15 protein-coding genes and 1 tRNA gene are annotated in these 18769 nt (G+C 39.5%); 8 read left to right on the forward strand and 8 right to left on the reverse strand.

Annotated elements, in window-relative coordinates; translation table 11 throughout:
* Nucleotides 1-120 precede the first annotated feature (120 nt).
* Nucleotides 121-717 carry a DUF445 domain-containing protein gene (locus PZB74_RS21470; protein ID WP_302239384.1) on the forward strand — a complete coding sequence of 199 codons (597 nt, stop codon included), beginning with the start codon at nucleotides 121-123 and terminating at the stop codon, nucleotides 715-717.
* Here the strand turns inward: PZB74_RS21470 and PZB74_RS21475 are convergent.
* Nucleotides 698-3988 carry a UvrD-helicase domain-containing protein gene (locus tag PZB74_RS21475; RefSeq protein ID WP_302239386.1) on the reverse strand — a complete coding sequence of 1097 codons (3291 nt, stop codon included), beginning with the start codon at nucleotides 3986-3988 and terminating at the stop codon, nucleotides 698-700. The genes PZB74_RS21470 and PZB74_RS21475 overlap by 20 nt on opposite strands.
* A 155-nt stretch (nucleotides 3989-4143) precedes the next feature.
* Between PZB74_RS21475 and PZB74_RS21480 the strand changes: the two genes are divergently transcribed.
* The 5 genes from PZB74_RS21480 (at nucleotide 4144) to PZB74_RS21500 (ending at nucleotide 8481) form a co-directional block, all read left to right on the forward strand.
* Nucleotides 4144-5274 carry a glycoside hydrolase family 5 protein gene (locus PZB74_RS21480; RefSeq protein ID WP_302239387.1) on the forward strand — a complete coding sequence of 377 codons (1131 nt, stop codon included), beginning with the start codon at nucleotides 4144-4146 and terminating at the stop codon, nucleotides 5272-5274.
* 67 nt (nucleotides 5275-5341) lie between these two features.
* Nucleotides 5342-6655 carry a cation:proton antiporter domain-containing protein gene (locus tag PZB74_RS21485; protein ID WP_302239388.1) on the forward strand — a complete coding sequence of 438 codons (1314 nt, stop codon included), beginning with the start codon at nucleotides 5342-5344 and terminating at the stop codon, nucleotides 6653-6655.
* Nucleotides 6656-6758: 103 nt separating this feature from the next.
* A complete protein-coding gene (locus PZB74_RS21490; RefSeq protein ID WP_302239391.1) occupies nucleotides 6759-7022 on the forward strand; it encodes a hypothetical protein in 264 nt (87 codons plus the stop codon).
* 87 nt (nucleotides 7023-7109) lie between these two features.
* Nucleotides 7110-7183, forward strand: a tRNA-Arg gene (locus PZB74_RS21495).
* A gap of 200 nt (nucleotides 7184-7383) precedes the next feature.
* On the forward strand, nucleotides 7384-8481 hold the full coding sequence (locus tag PZB74_RS21500; RefSeq protein ID WP_302239392.1) for a type I restriction endonuclease: 1098 nt from the start codon (nucleotides 7384-7386) through the stop codon (nucleotides 8479-8481).
* 156 nt (nucleotides 8482-8637) lie between these two features.
* Here the strand turns inward: PZB74_RS21500 and PZB74_RS21505 are convergent, their stop codons facing one another.
* Nucleotides 8638-9834 (reverse strand): sensor histidine kinase, encoded by a 1197-nt coding sequence (locus PZB74_RS21505; protein ID WP_302239394.1) that lies wholly within the window; start codon nucleotides 9832-9834, stop codon nucleotides 8638-8640.
* A 680-nt stretch (nucleotides 9835-10514) separates the two neighbouring features.
* On the opposite strand from PZB74_RS21505, the gene PZB74_RS21510 reads away from it, so the two are divergent.
* The gene (locus tag PZB74_RS21510; RefSeq protein ID WP_302239396.1) at nucleotides 10515-12962 is read left to right on the forward strand and encodes a TonB-dependent receptor; all 2448 of its coding nucleotides are present in this window, start codon (nucleotides 10515-10517) and stop codon (nucleotides 12960-12962) included.
* A 95-nt stretch (nucleotides 12963-13057) separates the two neighbouring features.
* Here PZB74_RS21510 and PZB74_RS21515 read toward each other — a convergent pair whose 3' ends face one another.
* From PZB74_RS21515 to PZB74_RS21540, 6 genes are all read right to left on the reverse strand, one after another.
* A complete protein-coding gene (locus tag PZB74_RS21515; RefSeq protein WP_302239399.1) occupies nucleotides 13058-13456 on the reverse strand; it encodes a response regulator in 399 nt (132 codons plus the stop codon).
* A gap of 215 nt (nucleotides 13457-13671) precedes the next feature.
* Complete coding sequence (locus tag PZB74_RS21520) at nucleotides 13672-14490, reverse strand: SDR family oxidoreductase (RefSeq protein ID WP_302239401.1); 819 nt, start codon at nucleotides 14488-14490, stop codon at nucleotides 13672-13674.
* A complete protein-coding gene (locus PZB74_RS21525; RefSeq protein WP_302239402.1) occupies nucleotides 14487-15218 on the reverse strand; it encodes a CPBP family intramembrane glutamic endopeptidase in 732 nt (243 codons plus the stop codon). The genes PZB74_RS21520 and PZB74_RS21525 overlap by 4 nt, the downstream gene beginning before the upstream one ends.
* Nucleotides 15219-15282: 64 nt before the next feature.
* The gene (locus PZB74_RS21530; RefSeq protein ID WP_302239404.1) at nucleotides 15283-15585 is read right to left on the reverse strand and encodes a hypothetical protein; all 303 of its coding nucleotides are present in this window, start codon (nucleotides 15583-15585) and stop codon (nucleotides 15283-15285) included.
* 175 nt (nucleotides 15586-15760) lie between these two features.
* Nucleotides 15761-16417, reverse strand: coding sequence for a tRNA (guanosine(46)-N7)-methyltransferase TrmB (gene trmB / locus PZB74_RS21535; RefSeq protein WP_367281454.1), 657 nt, complete (start codon nucleotides 16415-16417; stop codon nucleotides 15761-15763).
* Entirely contained in the window at nucleotides 16417-17664 is a 1248-nt protein-coding gene (locus PZB74_RS21540; protein WP_302239405.1) for a bifunctional folylpolyglutamate synthase/dihydrofolate synthase, read from the reverse strand. Before PZB74_RS21540 ends, trmB begins: the two co-directional genes overlap by 1 nt.
* Nucleotides 17665-17987: 323 nt before the next feature.
* Between PZB74_RS21540 and lptB the strand changes: the two genes are divergently transcribed.
* The gene (lptB, locus tag PZB74_RS21545; RefSeq protein ID WP_302239406.1) at nucleotides 17988-18722 is read left to right on the forward strand and encodes an LPS export ABC transporter ATP-binding protein; all 735 of its coding nucleotides are present in this window, start codon (nucleotides 17988-17990) and stop codon (nucleotides 18720-18722) included.
* Nucleotides 18723-18769 lie beyond the last annotated feature (47 nt).

Consider the following 18769-nt stretch of genomic DNA (forward strand, 5'->3'; position numbering starts at 1 on the left):
AATGCGAAAGCTACAAAAATATTGTGAAACTTGCATCCTGCAGACCTGCTAAAAGCCAGATTTAGCTTTGCATGAAACTTTCTATCACATACTTTTGCGGAAAAATTTAACACTAACAATATGATTATTTGGACGCTACCTATCATAGCCGCCCTTACCGGATATATTACTAATTACATTGCTATCAAGATGCTCTTCCACCCCAGAAAGAAGGTGAAGTTTCTATTTATGGAGATCCAGGGTATCTTTCCTAAAAGACAAAAGAAGCTGGCCGAAAAGCTGGGTAAAATTGTAGCGGAGGAATTATTCTCGGTAGAAGATGTCAAAAAAAGCTTACAGAAACCCGGAAGTTCAGAAGAAGTAGAGGCCGTGGTAAACGAAAAGCTGGATGATTTTCTGGACAACCGCCTTACTGAAATTATGCCTATGCTTGCCATGTTTATGAACGATGAACTGAAGCAAAAAATTAAAGCTACACTTTTAGCAGAAGTACAGCTCATGCTTCCGGAACTGATAGACCGCTTCGTAGACAAAATTGAGCAAGATGTAGATGTGGAAAAAACCGTTTACGAAAAAGTAGTAAACTTCTCTACCGATAAGCTGGAAAGCATACTCTACTCTATCATGAGTAAAGAATTTAAGTTTATTGAGCTACTTGGTGGTGTACTTGGCTTCATAATCGGGCTAATACAAATTGCTATTTTACAGTTACAATAGAAGATAAAGGAAGGGCCTGCTGTTGCTGACAATCCAGCAGGTAGGCCTCTACCTGCATTCCCATTTGCTCAAGCACTTTTACACTTCCCCTAAGCGTACGCAGACTTTCCTGATCTCCTCTTGCCTCATGAAACTGTACTACTACCGCCTCATTGCCATTGAGCATTAGTCTGTCCGGCTGAAAAATTGTGCCATAAGCATTGGAAAGGGACATTCTGAGGTGAACTGCTTCGTATGTACCACCAAACCATTTAGCCAAGGGTTCTGTCTTCAAGATATGCTCAAGCGTTGTACCCAGCTCAATTTTTTCCTGCTGACTTATTCCTCTTTCAAAAAAAACTTTCTCTAAAACCTGAGCTAGATCATTTGAGTGATAGAGCCTGCTCAGCACATCTTTAATAATAATTGCCTTATTGATGATCATCTCCCCCTGCTGACTAAAGGCGAAAAAACCTTTTGCAAATGGCCTGACCGTTAGCCTGTTTCTCCAGCGTTCAGAGGGGTAGTATTTCATCTCCAGGCTATTGGAGGTCTCTTTCTGCTCTTCAGTTTTTTGCACGATTTCTCCCAGCCTGAAACTCCTGCTTTCTTCATCCCAGGCATCGGCATACTCCCCCTCACTTTGCGAGCAGGCATTGTACAACAAATTAGCTACCGAATTGACAGGACACTTTCCATTACGGGCGACAGCCGGTGCGGAATAGGTGAAGAGTGCTTCTTCAGCCCTTGTAAAAGCCACATACAATAGATTTAAGTTATCTATATAGGCTCTGATCATCTCCTGATAGTAGTCCATATTAAAATAGGTAGAAGCCAGACGACTACTATAACGCATAGGCATGAGCCCAAATTGATCAAAAGGCTGCTGTTCTGTTTGGGTCCAGATAATGTTATCCTGTCCCGGACGATGATCCAGTTCCCAATCGCAAAATGGAATAACTACTACTTTATACTGTAAGCCTTTAGACTTATGGATGGTAAGAATTCGCATTGCATCTACATCTTCTGATACCTGCACGGAAGTTTCTTTTCCTTTTTCATCCCACCACTTCAAAAAAGTGTATACGTCGCCAGTTTCATGCCCACTGTACTCTAGTACCGCATCCTGAAAAGCCTGTAAGTAAGCCAGCTCATGAGTTTGGTTAAGCTCAAAAATACCGATCAGGTTTTCTACCAACTCGTATAGAGGTAATTTATTGAGATACCCCATAAGTTCTACAAATGCCTGAGGAAAAAGCTCCAGCCCTTTATGTTCACCTTTGTTGTGCACTTCTACAAAAGCCTGATGAAGTTGATCTGAGCCCGCCTTTATGCCTTTAAGCTTAAAGTACTTAAAAATGGCGCTTCCTCTCGCAATAGCATCATCCTGATTGTCTAATATGCGAAGCAGGTCAATGAGCAGGTTTACGCTAAGAGAACTGCTAAGAAAAAGCGACTCTGATGAAATTACCTCATAATTATATCCCTCACGGGCTAGACCCTGTGCTTTGTATTTCATAAAAGTGTCTACCACTTCTTTTCCAGCTTTTTTGTCTCTTACCAGAAAAGCAATATCCCGGAGTGCATACCCTTTATCCTGTAGATCTTCTACCAATTGGGGCAGGCGCTCCCGCACCTGATCTTTCCAGCCTACGGAAGCATCATCTACTTCCAGCTTTTTATCCAGCATTTGCAGATGCACATAACCGGGCCAGGCATCGGTATTCTGCTTATGCAATGGTAGCTTTTGACGTACATCTTCATAGGCACGTGGTATAATATCGGCTCTGTTTTCCAGCCAAGTTTTTTCAGCATCGCCTAGCTCTTCCAGTTTATCGGAGATAGCCTCTCTCACCAACTGAGGAAGAGTGGCAAAGAGCCAGTTATTAAAACCCACTACATGTTTTGTACTGCGGTAGTTGGTATCCAGATTAAACACTTCAGTATTCCATTCAGGAATGTCCTGCTGGATTTTTTCCAGCAACAATTGCCAGTCTCCACCACGCCAACGGTAGATAGACTGCTTAACGTCACCTACCACCAGGTTTTTAAGGCCAGAGTCCAGACTATTCTCTATCAGTGGACGAAAATTATTCCACTGCATACCAGATGTATCCTGAAACTCATCAATCAGAAAATGCTGAAAGCTGCTGCCTATTTTCTCATAGATGAAAGGCGTATCGTCTTTGCCAATAATATTTTTGAGAAATACGGATGCATCAGAAATAAGCATCAGGTCATTTTCTCTTTTGTATTGATCTACTTTTTTACCAATATCCTGAAGTATACCATAGGCATAAATAAATTTTAGCAGTTGCAGGGCTGACTGGTACAGCACAAAATCATTATTGTATAGCCGTATGGCTTTAAGTAAAATATCATTCAGCCCCAGACTCACCACCTCTAAGATCTGGACTTTCTTTTTGGAAGACTTGGTAGCCCATTTTTCAATATTCTCTGATGCTTCCAGTGCCCTCTTTTTAGGGTCAAAATCTGTTTTCTCTGCCAGCCTTACAAAATAACTACCTACCCCACTTTTGCCGTAGGCAAAGTCTGTATACTCCAGCCCATGTGCCTCCATCATGTGTAAGCCTTCTTTTCCAAAGCTTTGCATACTGTTTTCAAATGTTTTTACGATGGCTTTAAGCTGAGAGAGTACATTCTGATAGTGAAGATGATCCTGCTCTGGAGTTTTTTCCTGCAAAAGCTTGTAATCTTCTTTAAACAACTCTCCGGCGAGCTGCTTCAGGTCACGGCGAAAATCCCACACCTTACCAGATTCTACCTTTTCTTCGGAAAAACGCACTAACCAGTCTTGCAGAAGCTTTTGCTGCTCCCCTCCTATCTCGGCCAGCAGCTGATCAATAACCTCGTCCAGCACCTTTTCCTGATCCATTTCAATCGCAAAGCCTGCCTGCAACCCCATTTCCCGGGCAAAGGCACGTATTACCTTCTGAAAAAAAGAATCAATCGTCATTACCGAAAAATATGAGTAGCCATGCAGTATGCTTGATAATACCTGTCGGGCCCTTTCTTGTAGCTCATCGCCCTTTAGTTCGGTAGAGGCTTCAAAAGTTTGCCGCAAAAGAGCATTACGATCGTTAGCCAGCTCATACAAAAACTCTACAATACGACCTTTCATTTCGCGGGTAGCCTTATTGGTAAAAGTGACGGCGAGTATGTTTCTAAATGCTCCGGGGCTTTGTAGTGCCAGTTTAAGGTACTCTACTGCCAGGGTATAGGTTTTACCAGAGCCGGCAGATGATCGGTAAATGGCAAAAGGTTTATTCATAGGTTTTGGGAACTTACTGTCAGCAGCAAATAAATAGAAAACAATTGCGCATTCCAATAGCGATTTTTTGTCACTAAAAAGATCAGCGGTCATGCACATTTTATAATATTAAGAATACTAATATCTTAGTCAGGAATAAACCAACAACATTAACTATGCATTACAACAACCTATATACGCTACTTTTTATTAGTTGTATTTTTATTCTTTCCTGTAAAACATCTCAGGAAGAGAAACCTATGCAGAAAGCTGAAGACCCAGCTTATGAGTCTTTTACGATTAAAGCTGGTACTAACATCTCTCACTGGCTTTCTCAAAGTGGACGCCGGGGGCAGGAAAGAGCTACTTTTTTTACACAAGCAGATGTAGAGTATCTGGCTGATTTGGGTTTTGACCATTTGCGCTTTCCCGTAGACGAAGAGCAGATGTTTGATGAGGCTGGCAATAAAGAGGAAGAGGCATTTCAACTTCTGCACAATGCGCTAGGCTGGTGTCAGAAGAATGGGCTAAGAGCTATTGTAGACTTGCATATTTTACGCTCTCACCATTTTAATGCTGAAGATAAACCCTTATGGACAGAGCCTGCTGCTCAGGAGAAGTTTATCGCGCTATGGAGAGCTTTTTCTGCTGAGTTTGAGCAGTACCCTAATGGTATGCTGGCCTACGAGCTTATGAACGAGCCCGTAGCTGACGATCCGGAAGACTGGAATCAGCTGGTAGCCAAAGCATTTTCCGCCATACGTGAGCTGGAACCAGAACGTACCATAGTAATTGGCTCTAACCGCTGGCAGTCTGCGGATACTTTTGATGAGCTTAATGTGCCCGCCAATGATAAAAACATTCTACTCAGCTTTCATTTTTACGAGCCTTTTTTACTCACACATTATCAGGCCAGCTGGACTAATCTCGCTGATTACGAAGGGCCTGTACACTATCCGGGAAGCATTGTGCAGGAAGATGAATACGCTTCTCTTTCGCAGGAGATGAAGGATATGATTGGGCACAGATTGCAAACTTATCATAAAGATACGCTAGCGTATATGATGCGTAAACCAATCAGAGTAGCGCAGGAGACCGGCCTCCCATTATACTGCGGAGAGTGGGGCGTTATTACTAGCGCGCCGCAAGAAGACCGCTTACGCTGGTATCAGGATATGAAAGCTATTTTTGAAGAAAACGACATCGCCTATGCTAACTGGGATTACAAAAGCGATAATTTCGGACTGCTTACTAACGAAGGCAGCAGAAACTCTCAACTGCTTGAGATAGTTTCTTCTAAAAAGTAAAAATTTATTATAAACCTATGATGGTTATAAGCGTTTAGCTATCAATCATCGGATGGAATTTAAATCTATGACAGAATTTAATGCGTATATAGTGGTGATCGCCACCTCAGTGATCATCATCCTATCATATTTGTTTAATGTAGTCTCTAAAAAAACAAATATACCCAGTGTACTGCTGCTTATCATTTTGGGTGTAGGTCTTAAATGGGCATCGGAGAGCTTTGGTATCTTAACGGGCGAGTGGCTCATGAACATACTGGAGATATTAGGTATTGTAGGACTTACAATGATAGTGCTGGAAGCGGCTCTGGACCTGGAACTGAGTAAAGATAAGTGGCCCATCATCTGGAAGTCTTTTTCAGTGGCATTGGTCGCCTTAATTATAGGCACTGTGGCTTCAGCTTATGTCATTCAGTACTTTTACATTGATGATTTTTTTAAGGCAACAGTCTATGCGGTGCCTCTTTCTATTATGAGTAGTGCCATCGTAATCCCCAGTGTTGGAGCACTGGATGAGCACAAGAAAGAGTTTATGGTCTATGAGGCTACATTTTCTGATATCCTTGGGATTATGCTCTTTTACTTCCTAATAGGTAATGCTGATACTACAGATACGCACCTGATTGTTTGGGATGTAGTCAGTAACATCCTGATTACCATCACACTTTCGGTAGTTATCAGTTATGCGCTGGTACTGGTTTTCCAGAAACTGGATACACAGGTCAAGCTTTTTCTGCTTATCTCAGTGCTTTTGCTTTTGTATTCTATCGGTAAGCTATTCCACCTTTCTTCACTGATTATTATTCTGATCTTTGGGTTGGTGCTGAATAATCATAAGATGTTTTTTATTGGTCCGCTAAAGAAAATGCTAAGCAGTCCCTCTGTCAATAGCATACTCAATAACTTTAGGCTGGTAACGATGGAAACTGCTTTTGTGGTGCGTACTTTCTTCTTCGTAATTTTTGGGATGACTATTACAATAGCCTCTCTTTTTAACCTGAGAGTCGCCATTGTAAGCCTTATATTACTGGGGATAGTGTATGTTCTGCGTTTCGTTCTGCTGAAAATATTCGTGCAGAAAAATATTTTACCCCAACTATTTATCGCACCCCGTGGTCTCATCACTATTTTGCTCTTCTTTGGCATACCTGCCGAAATGCAGGAGCCTAATTTTAATTCGGGGGTACTCTTATTTATGATCCTGATTACCAGCATTGCAATGACGCTGGCACTGGTATTAAGTGGGAATAAGATAGAGCCTTATGAAGATTTTGCGAGTAACTACTGGCAGGCCATTGATAAAGAAATAGATAAGATAGAGCCTGAAGACAAAAACCATAGTGAACGAAATGAGGATGACAAGAAGAGAGAAATTATTTAATCATCTAATTATCAATAGATTACACACAAACAATTAGCCCTGATATGTGTTCAGTAAGTAGTTGATTAACAACTATTTTTTGTACAACATAAATTTTTTGATCATGGATAACCATAAAACAGAAACACAGGAAAAACTGGAAGCACTTTGGAGAAAGCACGAGAAAGATGCCATCAGTGATGATGAAGGAACTTATATCAGTCTGCAAAATATCAATTTGTCAGATCATGGCTTATCCTTAGCCGACACACGCGCACCCGGTAATTTAAGCCTGTCTCCTACTTCTACCACACAGAATGATAACTATTTTTTAAGAGGCTTTGAGGCAGGAAATGTGAGGCTTTTCAGAAACCGTACGATCAAATAAGAAGAAGGGGTTGAGCCCCTTTTTTTGATTTTTTTTGAAAATGGTTTTGAATTAAAGATATCATCGCTACATTTGCATCTCCAAAACGCAACCGTAGCTCAATTGGATAGAGCGTCTGACTACGGATCAGAAGGTTGAGGGTTCGACTCCTTCCGGTTGCACATCTACTAAACCGCTTATAAGCACTGTCTTGTAAGCGGTTTTTTTATGTTTGCATATACCTCCATTAGATAAAATTGCTCAATAAATTAGAATGTAAATACCTGAAAACGAGCACTTTCAATAGATTTACTTAACTATTACTTAATATTATTATAAAATATGATTAGATTATTATATACAACAACCTAATCAATTAGCAATGGACTTTAAAGATCAAATCAGGCAGCTTTCTGAAAGAGCCGAAAAGCTTCAAAAACAGGTTTCAACTGAAGAGGCAACTAAAAATGCCTTGATTCTTCCCTTCATAAGTGCATTAGGTTATGATGTGTTTAATCCACTGGAAGTAGTTCCCGAATTTGTAGCTGACATTGGCATTAAAAAAGGAGAAAAAGTAGATTATGCAATTATTGATAAAGAAGAACCTACAATTTTTATTGAATGTAAAACATCCGGTTGTAAGTTAGACCCTCACGACACACAACTATTTAGATATTTCCATACCACTAAAGCTAAATTTGCTATTCTCACCAATGGTGTAGAATATAAGTTTTTTACAGATTTAGTTGATCCAAATAAAATGGATGAAAAACCTTTTCTAACTTTTGATATCACAAAGGTTAGAGATAATGTAATTGAAGAGCTGAAAAAGTTTCATAAATCCTATTTTGATGTAGAGGAGATATTCAGTAATGCTAGTGAATTAAAGTACACGAATGAAATAAGAACATTGATGAATTCGGAAATAAAAACACCTTCCGAGCAATTTGTAAAATATTTTATTTCTCAGGTTTATTCAGGGCGCGCTACAGAAAAGGTGGTACAACAGTTTACAGGTATTGTGAAAAAGTCATTGTCTATCTGGATAAATGAAATTATTAGCGAAAAATTCCAATCTGCTTTAGATAAAGAAGAGTCTGAAATTAACAAAAACGAGCCAGTTATAGGAACTGAAGAAGTAATAGAATCTTCGTCGGGTCAAGAAAATGGTATTGAAACTACTGAAGAAGAAAAAGAAGGCTTTTTAATTATAAAAGCAATACTAAGAGAAAAGGTAGAAGGTGAGCGTGTACAGTTTAGAGATACCAAAAGCTACTTTGGTATTTTACTAGATGACAATAATAGAAAACCCTTAGCAAGACTAAGGTTCAATGCTCAAACCGTTAAATACCTTGGTCTTTTTGATGGTGAAAAGAATGAAACAAAAGTACCTATTGATTCTTTAGATGATATTTATAAGTATAAAAAAGAGCTTTTGAAAACCATTGATTTTTATTTAAAACAAGAATTCGCTACCTAATTTACTTAACCAAATTGCCACTAACCGTTAAATTTACAATCAACTCTATATTGTTTTTGTTTTACAAATCACGTGGCTGCCCTTGTAAAGTGTTATGATGACAGAGAATTGATAAAATTTGATTAGATAGATGCTCTAACAACAATCAATGCTCATCTACAACTCCCCTTCCCCTTCGCTGGAACGTAGCGTAAAGATGAACTTACTCCCCTTACCTGGCTCAGACTCTACCTCTATACTACCCCCGTTTCGGTTGACCAGCTTTTTGACAGTGGCTAGCCCTATGCCGGTACCTTCATTACCATAGCGATCTTTGGTATGCTTAGTCCTGAAAGGTTTAAAAATTTGCGGAATGAATTTTTCTTCTATCCCCCGGCCATTATCCGATACGGTAAACTCCCAGTAAGCTCCTCCTTTAGGACGACAACTAATATCTATCTCTACCTTGTCTTTGTCGTTGTATTTGACAGCATTGGTTAGCAGGTTTTGAAATATCTGCTCAAGGGAAGCTTTATTGATCAGCAGGCTGGGCAAATACTCCTGCACACGAATATTTATATCCTCTTCCGTAGAAATGTTATCTACAATCTGGGGTATTTCAATATTTAAATCCAGCAAATTTTTTCCACCTTTGTCGCGGCCTAGTAATGAGTAATGAAGAATACCATCAATCAGGTTTTTAAGGTGCGTCAGACGACTCTCCATCATACCTAGCATTTGCCCGCCTCTTTCATCAAAATGACTTAAGTAATTAATCTTAAAAAGCTCAACTATAGAGAGCAAAGTATTCAGCGGAGATTTAAGGTCGTGCGATACGATATACGCATACTCATTCAGATCTTTGTTGATCTCTTCCAGCTGGCGGATTTTCTTTCTAAGTTCCATCTGAGCCATTACCTGATTAGCCAAAGCTTTAAGAGCTTTGAGTTGATTTTCGTTAAGGGCATTCGGTTTGCGGTCTATAACGCAAAGGGTGCCCAGAGCTTCGCCATTAGGTGCTAATAGAGGTGCTCCCGCATAAAAACGAATATGAGGGTCGTGTGTAACCAATGGATTATTTCTGAAACGAGGGTCGTTTAATGGGTCAGATACTACCATTACTTCATGAGCCTGCTCAATAGCATAAGCACAAAAGGCATGTTCGCGGGGAGTTTCAGTCGTAGCCAGGCCATGATGTGATTTAAACCACTGCCTTTTATCATCTACCAGCGTAATTAAAGAAATAGGTGTACCACAAATCTGTGAGGCAATCTCAGCAATATCATCAAAATCACGCTCCTCCAGAGTATCCATGATCTGGTAATCCTGAAGCGTACTTAACCTATGCGACTCTTTATTTGTAGGGTTTATCATGCTTTGCGGAAGACTTACGCGATACGCGCTAAATCAATTGATTAAAAGAGGACTATTTGTATTAAAAAATAACTTCCAAACCGACCAAACTTATTACTTTTTTGTGAGAAAACAAGCAAAATAGCTAAGTGAATTAGCCCGATCATTTAAGTCATAACCACTAAGTTTTATTTACCGGTATATTTCAAAAAAGCATTATACTCGTAAGACACTTTTCACTGACGCTTAGTTTCTCTCACCGTCGTAAAAGCGTAGCAAAGCAGGCATTGTTCATAGAAATTTCAAAAAATTGATATCTTTTCTGTCATTCTTATACTGAAAAGGATCACTTGTCATAAAAGATATATTGCATGCATTCTGCTTCATTTCTATGTGCGTAATCGGACACTGCTTGTTCACTTGTGTACAAGGTGGGGTGTAAATCAGAAAATTATTTTTTCAATAAGTCTGTACTTATACAAATTCTTGAATTACTTTTTATTCATTCATAAAATATTGACTTTCAGAATATTAACTCACAAAACATTGATTACATACTGAGAAGTATTAGCTATAGTCTTTGCTACATTTTTGCGTAATGGTATCAATCTTGACTTAGGGGCAGGTGTCGGTCAGGCAGTTAGTTTGTCCGGCATTACCAGATAAACTTATAGAACATTAACCCAAACCATAGATACCAGATGCTTACCTTTATTTTTTCTTCCTTAAGCCGATGTATTTACCCCTTCATGGCACTTATGCTCTGCATCAATGTTAGCCAGGCTCAGTACGATCTATCCGGAAAGTTAGTAGACCAGAATCAGGAAGCGGTACCCTTTGCCAATGTACTCCTACTTCAGGCTCAGGACTCATCATTAGTAAAAGGATCCATTACAGATTCTTTAGGACGTTATAGCATAGAGCGAATTGAAGAGGGCAATTACCTTATCTCCGCTCAGATGGTAGGCTATAATAGTTACTTTTCTCAGCCCACATATATTAACAAAAATACGGTTTTAGCACAAATTAGTATGGAGGAGTCCACTACCGAGCTAAGCGAAGTAGTTGTTTCTGCCGCCAAACCTTTGCTGGAAATGACACCCAATGCCCTGGTTGTGAATGTAGATGCCAGCCCTATACTCAAAAATGGCAATGCTCTGGAAGTATTAAAAAAATCACCCGGGGTGGTTGTAGATCAGGATGGAAACATCAGCGTAAAGGGCAAAAGTAATGTTTTAGTATATATGGATGGCAAGCCTACCTACCTATCTAGCAGTGATTTGGCCCAATTACTGGAAGGAACCTCTGCTGAAAATATTGAGAAGGTAGAGATTATGGATAACCCACCAGCACGTTATGATGCTTCTGGCAATGCAGGTATTATTAATATCGTCAGAAAAAAAGCAGCAGACCTCGGTCTAAACGGAAATCTGAGCCTGGGTGTAGGACATGGTGAGTACCCTAAACTTAACCCTGGTATTAACCTGAACTACCGTACCGAAAAGATGAACCTCTACGGTAACTACAATCACTATTATTCCAAGCGTTTTCAGAACAATGATATTTACAGAAATGTACCTGTACTGAATGCTGATAATGATACGTTGATTACTTCTTTTGATCAGTCTTCTCGCATGATTAACTGGGTAAGTAACAACAATTTAAGAGCAGGCGCCGACTGGTATCTAACGCCTAAAAGCACAGTAGGCGTACTGTTTAGTGGTAGTATAGGCGAATGGAATGGAGACGCTAAATCGCTTACTGTGATAAGCGGATACAACCAAAATAACTTTGACGGGCTTAATGCCGAAAACCGCTCGGGTAATAACTGGGAAAACCTGACCTATAACCTGAATTTTAAGCATGAGTTTAATAACAAAGGCCAGCTTAGTCTGGATGCGGACTATGCAGTATGGGACAACTCCAGTTTTCAGCGAAATGATAACTTCTATTATAGAAATGAGGGAAACACAACCGAAAATCCTCTTTTAGTTCGCACTCATATGGATACAGAGATTGAGATTATGGCTGTAAAAACAGACTATTCTGCTAAAGTATTAGGAGACTGGGGGCTAGAAGCAGGACTAAAAAGCAGCAAAGTAAGTACAGATAATACCCTGGACTTTAACCATTTGGTTGATGAGCAACTAGTGAACGATACGAGTAGAAGCAATCAGTTCCAGTACGATGAAACCATACACGCTGCCTACCTTAACCTGAGTAAAAAGTTTAACGATAGCTGGCAAATGCAGGCTGGCTTACGAGGAGAGTACACCTCTTCATTAGGCTATTCTGTTACATTGGATAGTACAGCAGAGAGAGAGTACTTTAACCTCTTCCCTAGTGCGAGTGTTTCTTATAAAATGTCTGACAGCCATAACTTCTCTGCATCTTACAGCCGAAGAATTGACAGACCTAATTATGGTAACCTCAACCCATTTGAGTTCTTTCTGGATCGCTTTACTTTTGAAAGAGGAAACCCATTCCTGAACCCTCAGTATACCAATGCCTACGCTTTTAACTATGCTTATAAAAGCGCGGTATTTTTAACGCTAAACTACAACCAGACTATTGATGCAATTACTGAAGTACTGGAACAGGATGAGGCTAGCCAGACTACTTATCAGACCAATGTAAACCTGGACAAGCGAGTAAATTACAGTGCCAATATTGCAGCTCCCCTACCCGTATCGCAGTGGTGGATGCTAAATTTAAACCTGACAGGTTTTTACAATATTGTTGAATCGCCTTTTTCTGAAGGAGAGCAGATTGATAAAAGTCAACTTAGCTATATGGCCAGAGCACAGAACACCTTTTCTTTGCCAGGCGATGTAAAGCTGGAAGTGATGGGTATGTATCTATCTCCTCAGCTTTGGGGTGTATTTGAAATTGGTGAACAATATCAGGTAGATGCTGGTATTTCTAAAACTTTTGGAAAACTAAAAGTACAGGCTAGTCTGGATGATGTATTTAATATGAGAAAAAACAAAGTAAATATAGTTCAGGGCGATATTGATACCCGTGTACAAAACAAATGGGAGTCAAGAATATTTATGCTGAACTTATCTTACCGCTTCGGAAATGATAAAGTAAAGCAGGCACGTAAGCGTGGCACTGCCTCTGACGACTTACAGCAAAGAGCAAACTAAAATTACACTACCCCTACTCATAAGGCTGTCCCAATTATGGAGCAGCCTTTTTTTATGTTCAGAAGTCTTCTTTATGCTATTTAAAGAAAGCCACGTTAAAAAGATGACCATGCCTGCTTGAGTTTTTCGCTGGTGATTGGCTTTTCTATTGAGTCTTTAACTATAAATTGAAGGGAAGGATCGTTCAACGAATCGTAAAGTATTACTATCATCAGCAGGTGATTGCATTCATCTACCGCTAGTTTTTTTAATACATGCGAAGGCAACAGCTCATTACGATCCTTAAGTTGAGCATCCAGTAAAATAACCATTTCGCACTGCTGCTCCTGACTATCAAGATTTTCCAGTGAGCAATACAACTCTTGACGAGCCTCCTGAAAATTATCCAGCACACAAAGCTCTTCACTGATCTGCATCCATTTGATCAAATGCTTGTTGACAAAATTGGCAATACTATCATCATCTATCAAAAGTATTTTTTTGACTTTTTTCATAGACTTGATGACAGGGCGAGGCTGTGTTTAATAGCTAACATTAGCATAAATTTTTTATTGCAATAATCCAGCAATATAGCATACTAAAACGATTGCTCTTTATTTTACAACAATAAACTACCCCAAAATAATCATTTTGGTAACACTATCTAGTTTGAGACACTTATGTTGGTTTTCTCATTTGGCTATTGCGACAGAAACTACTTACGGTCTGCTTATTTGTTCATTTGTTTAATTCTGTCCTTTGCTTTTACCAAAACTCTATCTACAACTCTGGGCATCACAAGATTAGCTACATAATTGAGTTTACCTAAAGTTGTAAGTACAGATTTGAACTTCCTCTTTCGTATGTTGCGCACTACAGACTTTGCTACCTCTTCCGGCGTCTGGGCATTTCGGTCATCTCTAGACTCTAAAGCCACCAATTTACCATCTTTTCCGATAACCCTTTTGCCTGCTTCATTTTTAGTGATTCCCACGTACACCAAACCTACATGAATATTGTATTCGGCCAGTTCTACCTTCAAAGATTCCGCGACAGAAGTTAGCGCCATTTTAGATGCACAATACATAATTGTCTCAGGTAAACCACGTATACCCGCCACGCTAGAAATAAATACAACACTGCCTTGGCTCTCTTTTAGGTAAGGTACAGCAAAACGTGTAGGATACATACAGCCCAGAAAATTAATGTTCATCATATCCTGAAATACCTGTGGGTCTAACTCTTCAAAGTAGCCTCTGGAAGACATACCAGCATTGTTCACAAGAATGTCTATTCTTTCAAAATGGCTCACGCTATCTTCAATGAGCCTCCGGCAGTCTTCAACTTTGCTTACGTCTGCAGGAATAGCTATTACCTCAAACCCGCTATTACTTAGTTCTTCGGCAGTCTGGTTTAGTTTGTCTACACTTCTACTATTCAGTACTATTTTTGCTCCCTGGCGAGCCAATAATATGGCTGTAGCTTTTCCTATCCCCCGGCTAGAGCCTGTAATTACTGCTACTTTACCTTCAAATTTGAGTTTTTTCATGAATTTCGTTTTACCTGCATCTCCGGATTATAGTATAATGCCAGATAGTCGTTACTTAATGATAGAATTACATGAATAACTACTGCCACCCAAATTGTTCCTGTGGTTAGGGTGATATAACAAATTAATAGACCGAAAGGTATAGCACCAATTGTTTCTGCCGGACCTTTAGGCAAGTGTACGGCAGAGTAGAGTGCCACATTAATGGCTATGGCAGGCCATATTCCCAGACTATCTACACAGGTAGTTAGCAGTATACCTCTGAAGAGCAATTCGTAAGCAAACAGGTAAGAGATAGTTGCCAGAGCATTAATTAAAATGAGTTTTGTGGTCCAGACCCTGGCTCTGATCATGGGGTACATAGCCAGATTCTGAGGACGCTTGGCCGCATTAATATTCAGTGGAAAGATGATACAGGAAAGCCCCAGAATCCAGAGCATGGAAGTGGCTGTGTTTTCAAAGTTTAAACCCAGTTCGGCTAGCGAATAGGGTAAAAACAAAAGACTGATAATGAGAGGAATAACTCCCAGAAATATAACACCAGTATATTTTTGAAACTGTACCCAAAGTACGGTAGCCTTATCTGAAGGGTATTTTTGATCAAAGGCTTTTTTGCGTTTTGGAGACTCGGCAGTAAACCAAAAAATTATAAACCCAATAATAGTTAGGCTGATAGATACAACTGCGGGTATATCTGAATCAGCCAACGAAAAGGAGATGTTATCCATAGCTGCTTAAAAGTATAAGCCGCAAAGATAAGAAGAGCCCAGTGAATTAGAAGAAAATTAGGTTTTAGGCGATGGTGTGTGACTGGTTTTCCATATTAATAGTATCCAGAAGAACATCCACTATATTGGTAGAGTTACGGTTATAACGACCCCGGTATTTCATCTGAATAACATTACCATTATTAGCATTATATACTATTCTACCAATAGGGTAATCATCAGGGTATTGATACAGCCGGATCTCAAGCACATGGTTATTTTCTCCATTACTATACAGGCATCTTTTTTTCCAGCTGATATCGCTATGTTGGTTAGTGATCAGGTTTAACAGCCCATTGATAGTTTCTTTCTCTATTGAATTTTCCATAATACTAACATATTGTTAATAACGTCATGAGTAAAATAGAAAATAATGAAAATTATTCAAACAAGATGGGCTTAAAATATTAATTATGAATAATAAAAAAAATAAGTAGTAGAAGAATAGCATAGGTCTCTGCCTGCTCCTGTCTTTAAGTTGAGCAGACAGATGTATATCTTCTTTATTTAGGAAAAGAGAAACGCAGGTACTTTATTTTATAACCTTCTTTCATAAATTTTTCCTCATACTTGGTTACAATATCAGGTAATTCATCCTTATATAGAGAGGCATGATAATCCCAGGTGTATTCCAGATTTTCAATATCCTGTCTAGCATTGAGCAAATCCAACGTAAACTCAAAAAGAGGAGCATTATCTGTTTTAAAGTGTACTATTCCCCCGGGCTTCAATAGTTTCTTATATATATTCATGAAGCGCTCGCTGGTAAGTCTACGCTTGATATCTTTCTTCTTTGGGCGAGGATCCGGGAAAGTAATCCATATTTCGCTGAGCTCATTCTCTGCTACCTGCTGCTCTATCTCTAATATTCTGAGGCGAAGAAAAGCTACATTCTCCAGTTGCTCTTCTACTGCCACGCTACTACCCTTCCAGATTCTGGCCCCTTTTACATCTACACCAACATAGTTGTTGTCTGGAAAGCGGCGCGCTAGCCCTATGGTATACTCGCCACGTCCACAACCTAGCTCAAAAATGATAGGGTTATCGTTTTCAAAAAACTGACTCCAGTTCCCTTTTATGGTTTCAAAGATAGGCTTGCCTGCCTGTACAACGTTTCTTCGCTCTTCGTTATCCTTAAATCTGCTTAGTTTATTCCTCATTATAAATCATCTATTTCGGCTACCACAAAGGTACTACCTCCTACAAAAATACAGTCATTTCCCTGGGCTAATGCCTTTGCTTTTTTAAAGGCATCCATTACTGAGCTACTTTCTTCTGAGCTTAAGCCCAAATTTTTGGCACAGCTCGTTAACTTTTCTACTCCCATAGCTCTTGGTAGGTCTGCCTTACAGAAAATATAATATGCCTCCTGTGGCATTAGCGACAATAGCTCAGCTGGATCTTTCTCCTCACTAGTGCCAAAAACTATATAAAGTTTATCGTATTGTAAATGCTGAAGCTGCTGCCTGATTTCCAGCAATGCTCCTTTATTATGGCCGGTGTCACAAATAACTAGTGGCTTCTTATGTAAAATCTGCCACCTCCCTTTCAGTCCGGTAAGTGTGCTCACTTCTCCTAAACCTCTGCGAATATCGTCATTACCAATTGTATAGCCTTTCTCTTTCAGAATGTCTATAGACTTTAGTATGCCTGGTAAATTTTTAAGCTGATAGTGTGCTCCCAACGAAAGGCTTAAATTCTCAAAAGCCAGTACTGAATCATGAAAAATATTTACACTGTATTTTGCATCTACCACACCTGCTATTTCCGCTCTGTAGAAGTTTTGAGCATAATACAGCATAGCTTTTCTATCTATAGCTAGTTCTTCAAACACAGGAGAGGTTTCATCCTGCTTTTCACCTATTACTACTGGAGTATTTGCTTTGATAACCCCCCCTTTTTCAAAAGCAATTTTGTCCAGGGTGTCTCCTAGAAAAGCCATATGATCATAGCCAATATGAGTTATCAGGCTAAGCAGGGGTTTAATGACATTGGTAGAGTCAAACCTCCCTCCCATTCCCACTTCAATAATGGCAATATCAACTTCCTGTGTGGCAAAGTAGTCAAAAGCCATAGCTACAGTAGTCTCAAAAAAAGAAGGCCTAAGGGCTTCCATAAAACTTTGATACTCCTCTACAAAGCTCACTACACTTTTCTGGTCTATTTCTATACCATTTATTTTTATTCTTTCGGTAAAGGCTTTTAGATGAGGAGAAGTATATAGCCCTGTTTTGTAACCAGCTGTCTGCAATATGGCTGCTATACTATGTGCACTACTCCCCTTACCATTAGTACCTGCAATATGTACACTAGGAAACTTGTGCTGAGGATTGCCTAATTGTTCACAAAAGGCCAATGTATTGCTTAGATCTTTTTTAAATGCCGTATTACCTATGCGCTGAAACATAGGCAGAGTATTATATAAGTATTGAGTTGCCTCCTGATAGTTCATCCTAAAATATTTATGCAAACTTACACTCTAATCCGTTAATTGTGATAGCAAAGTGGCAAAGAAGACGTAAATTTCGCCACTTTTATGTATGTTAAGTGCAAAAGGTATAAGAGTTAAATAACTGGCAAAACCATTATTTATATTTAGCATGAGAACCTGTCAAGCAAATAAGTACAATTGCCTAAGCTTATTCTTACACGAATTATAGCAGGTTTTTTGCTTTATAAATTGTAACATACAGCTTGTGCTGGCGTTTCAGAACACTACAACTTAAATAAATGAAGAGACTAAGAGGCGAAAATTTAGTCAAGAAGTATAAGAAAAGAACAGTCGTAGATCACATAAGTGTAGAGGTGGCTCAGGGAGAGATTGTAGGTCTTTTGGGACCCAATGGCGCTGGAAAAACGACTACCTTCTATATGATAGTAGGCTTAATAAAACCTAACGAAGGGCAGATATTTTTAGAGGGAGACGATATTACCACCCTACCCATGTACAAAAGGGCCAAGCGAGGTATTGGTTATCTGGCACAGGAGGCTTCGGTATTTCGTAAACTTAGTGTGGAAGATAATATTCTGGCCGTTTTGGAGATGACCTCTTTAAGCAAAAAAGAACGCCAGGAAAAAGCTGATGCCCTACTGGAAGAGTTTAGCCTTACACACGTGAGAAAAAACCTGGGCATGGTTTTGTCTGGGGGCGAAAGAAGAAGAACAGAGATAGCCAGAGCCCTGGCAGTAGATCCTGATTTTGTATTGTTAGATGAACCTTTCGCTGGGGTAGATCCTATAGCAGTAGAAGAAATTCAAACTATTGTAGCCCAACTTAAAAACAAAAATATTGGTATCTTAATTACTGACCATAATGTAAACGAAACGCTCTCTATTACAGACAGGGCGTACCTGATGTTTGAAGGCAAACTACTCAAAGCTGGTAGTGCAGAAGACCTGGCTAACGATGAGCAGGTAAGAAGAGTATATCTGGGTCAGCATTTTGAGCTTCGCCGTAAATTTTAATTTGAGCAGGCATAGCTTTTACTTTAAGCAAATTAACCTGAGACACT

Source organism: Porifericola rhodea (assembly GCF_030506305.1).
Classification (GTDB): Bacteria; Bacteroidota; Bacteroidia; order Cytophagales; family Cyclobacteriaceae; genus Catalinimonas; species Catalinimonas rhodea.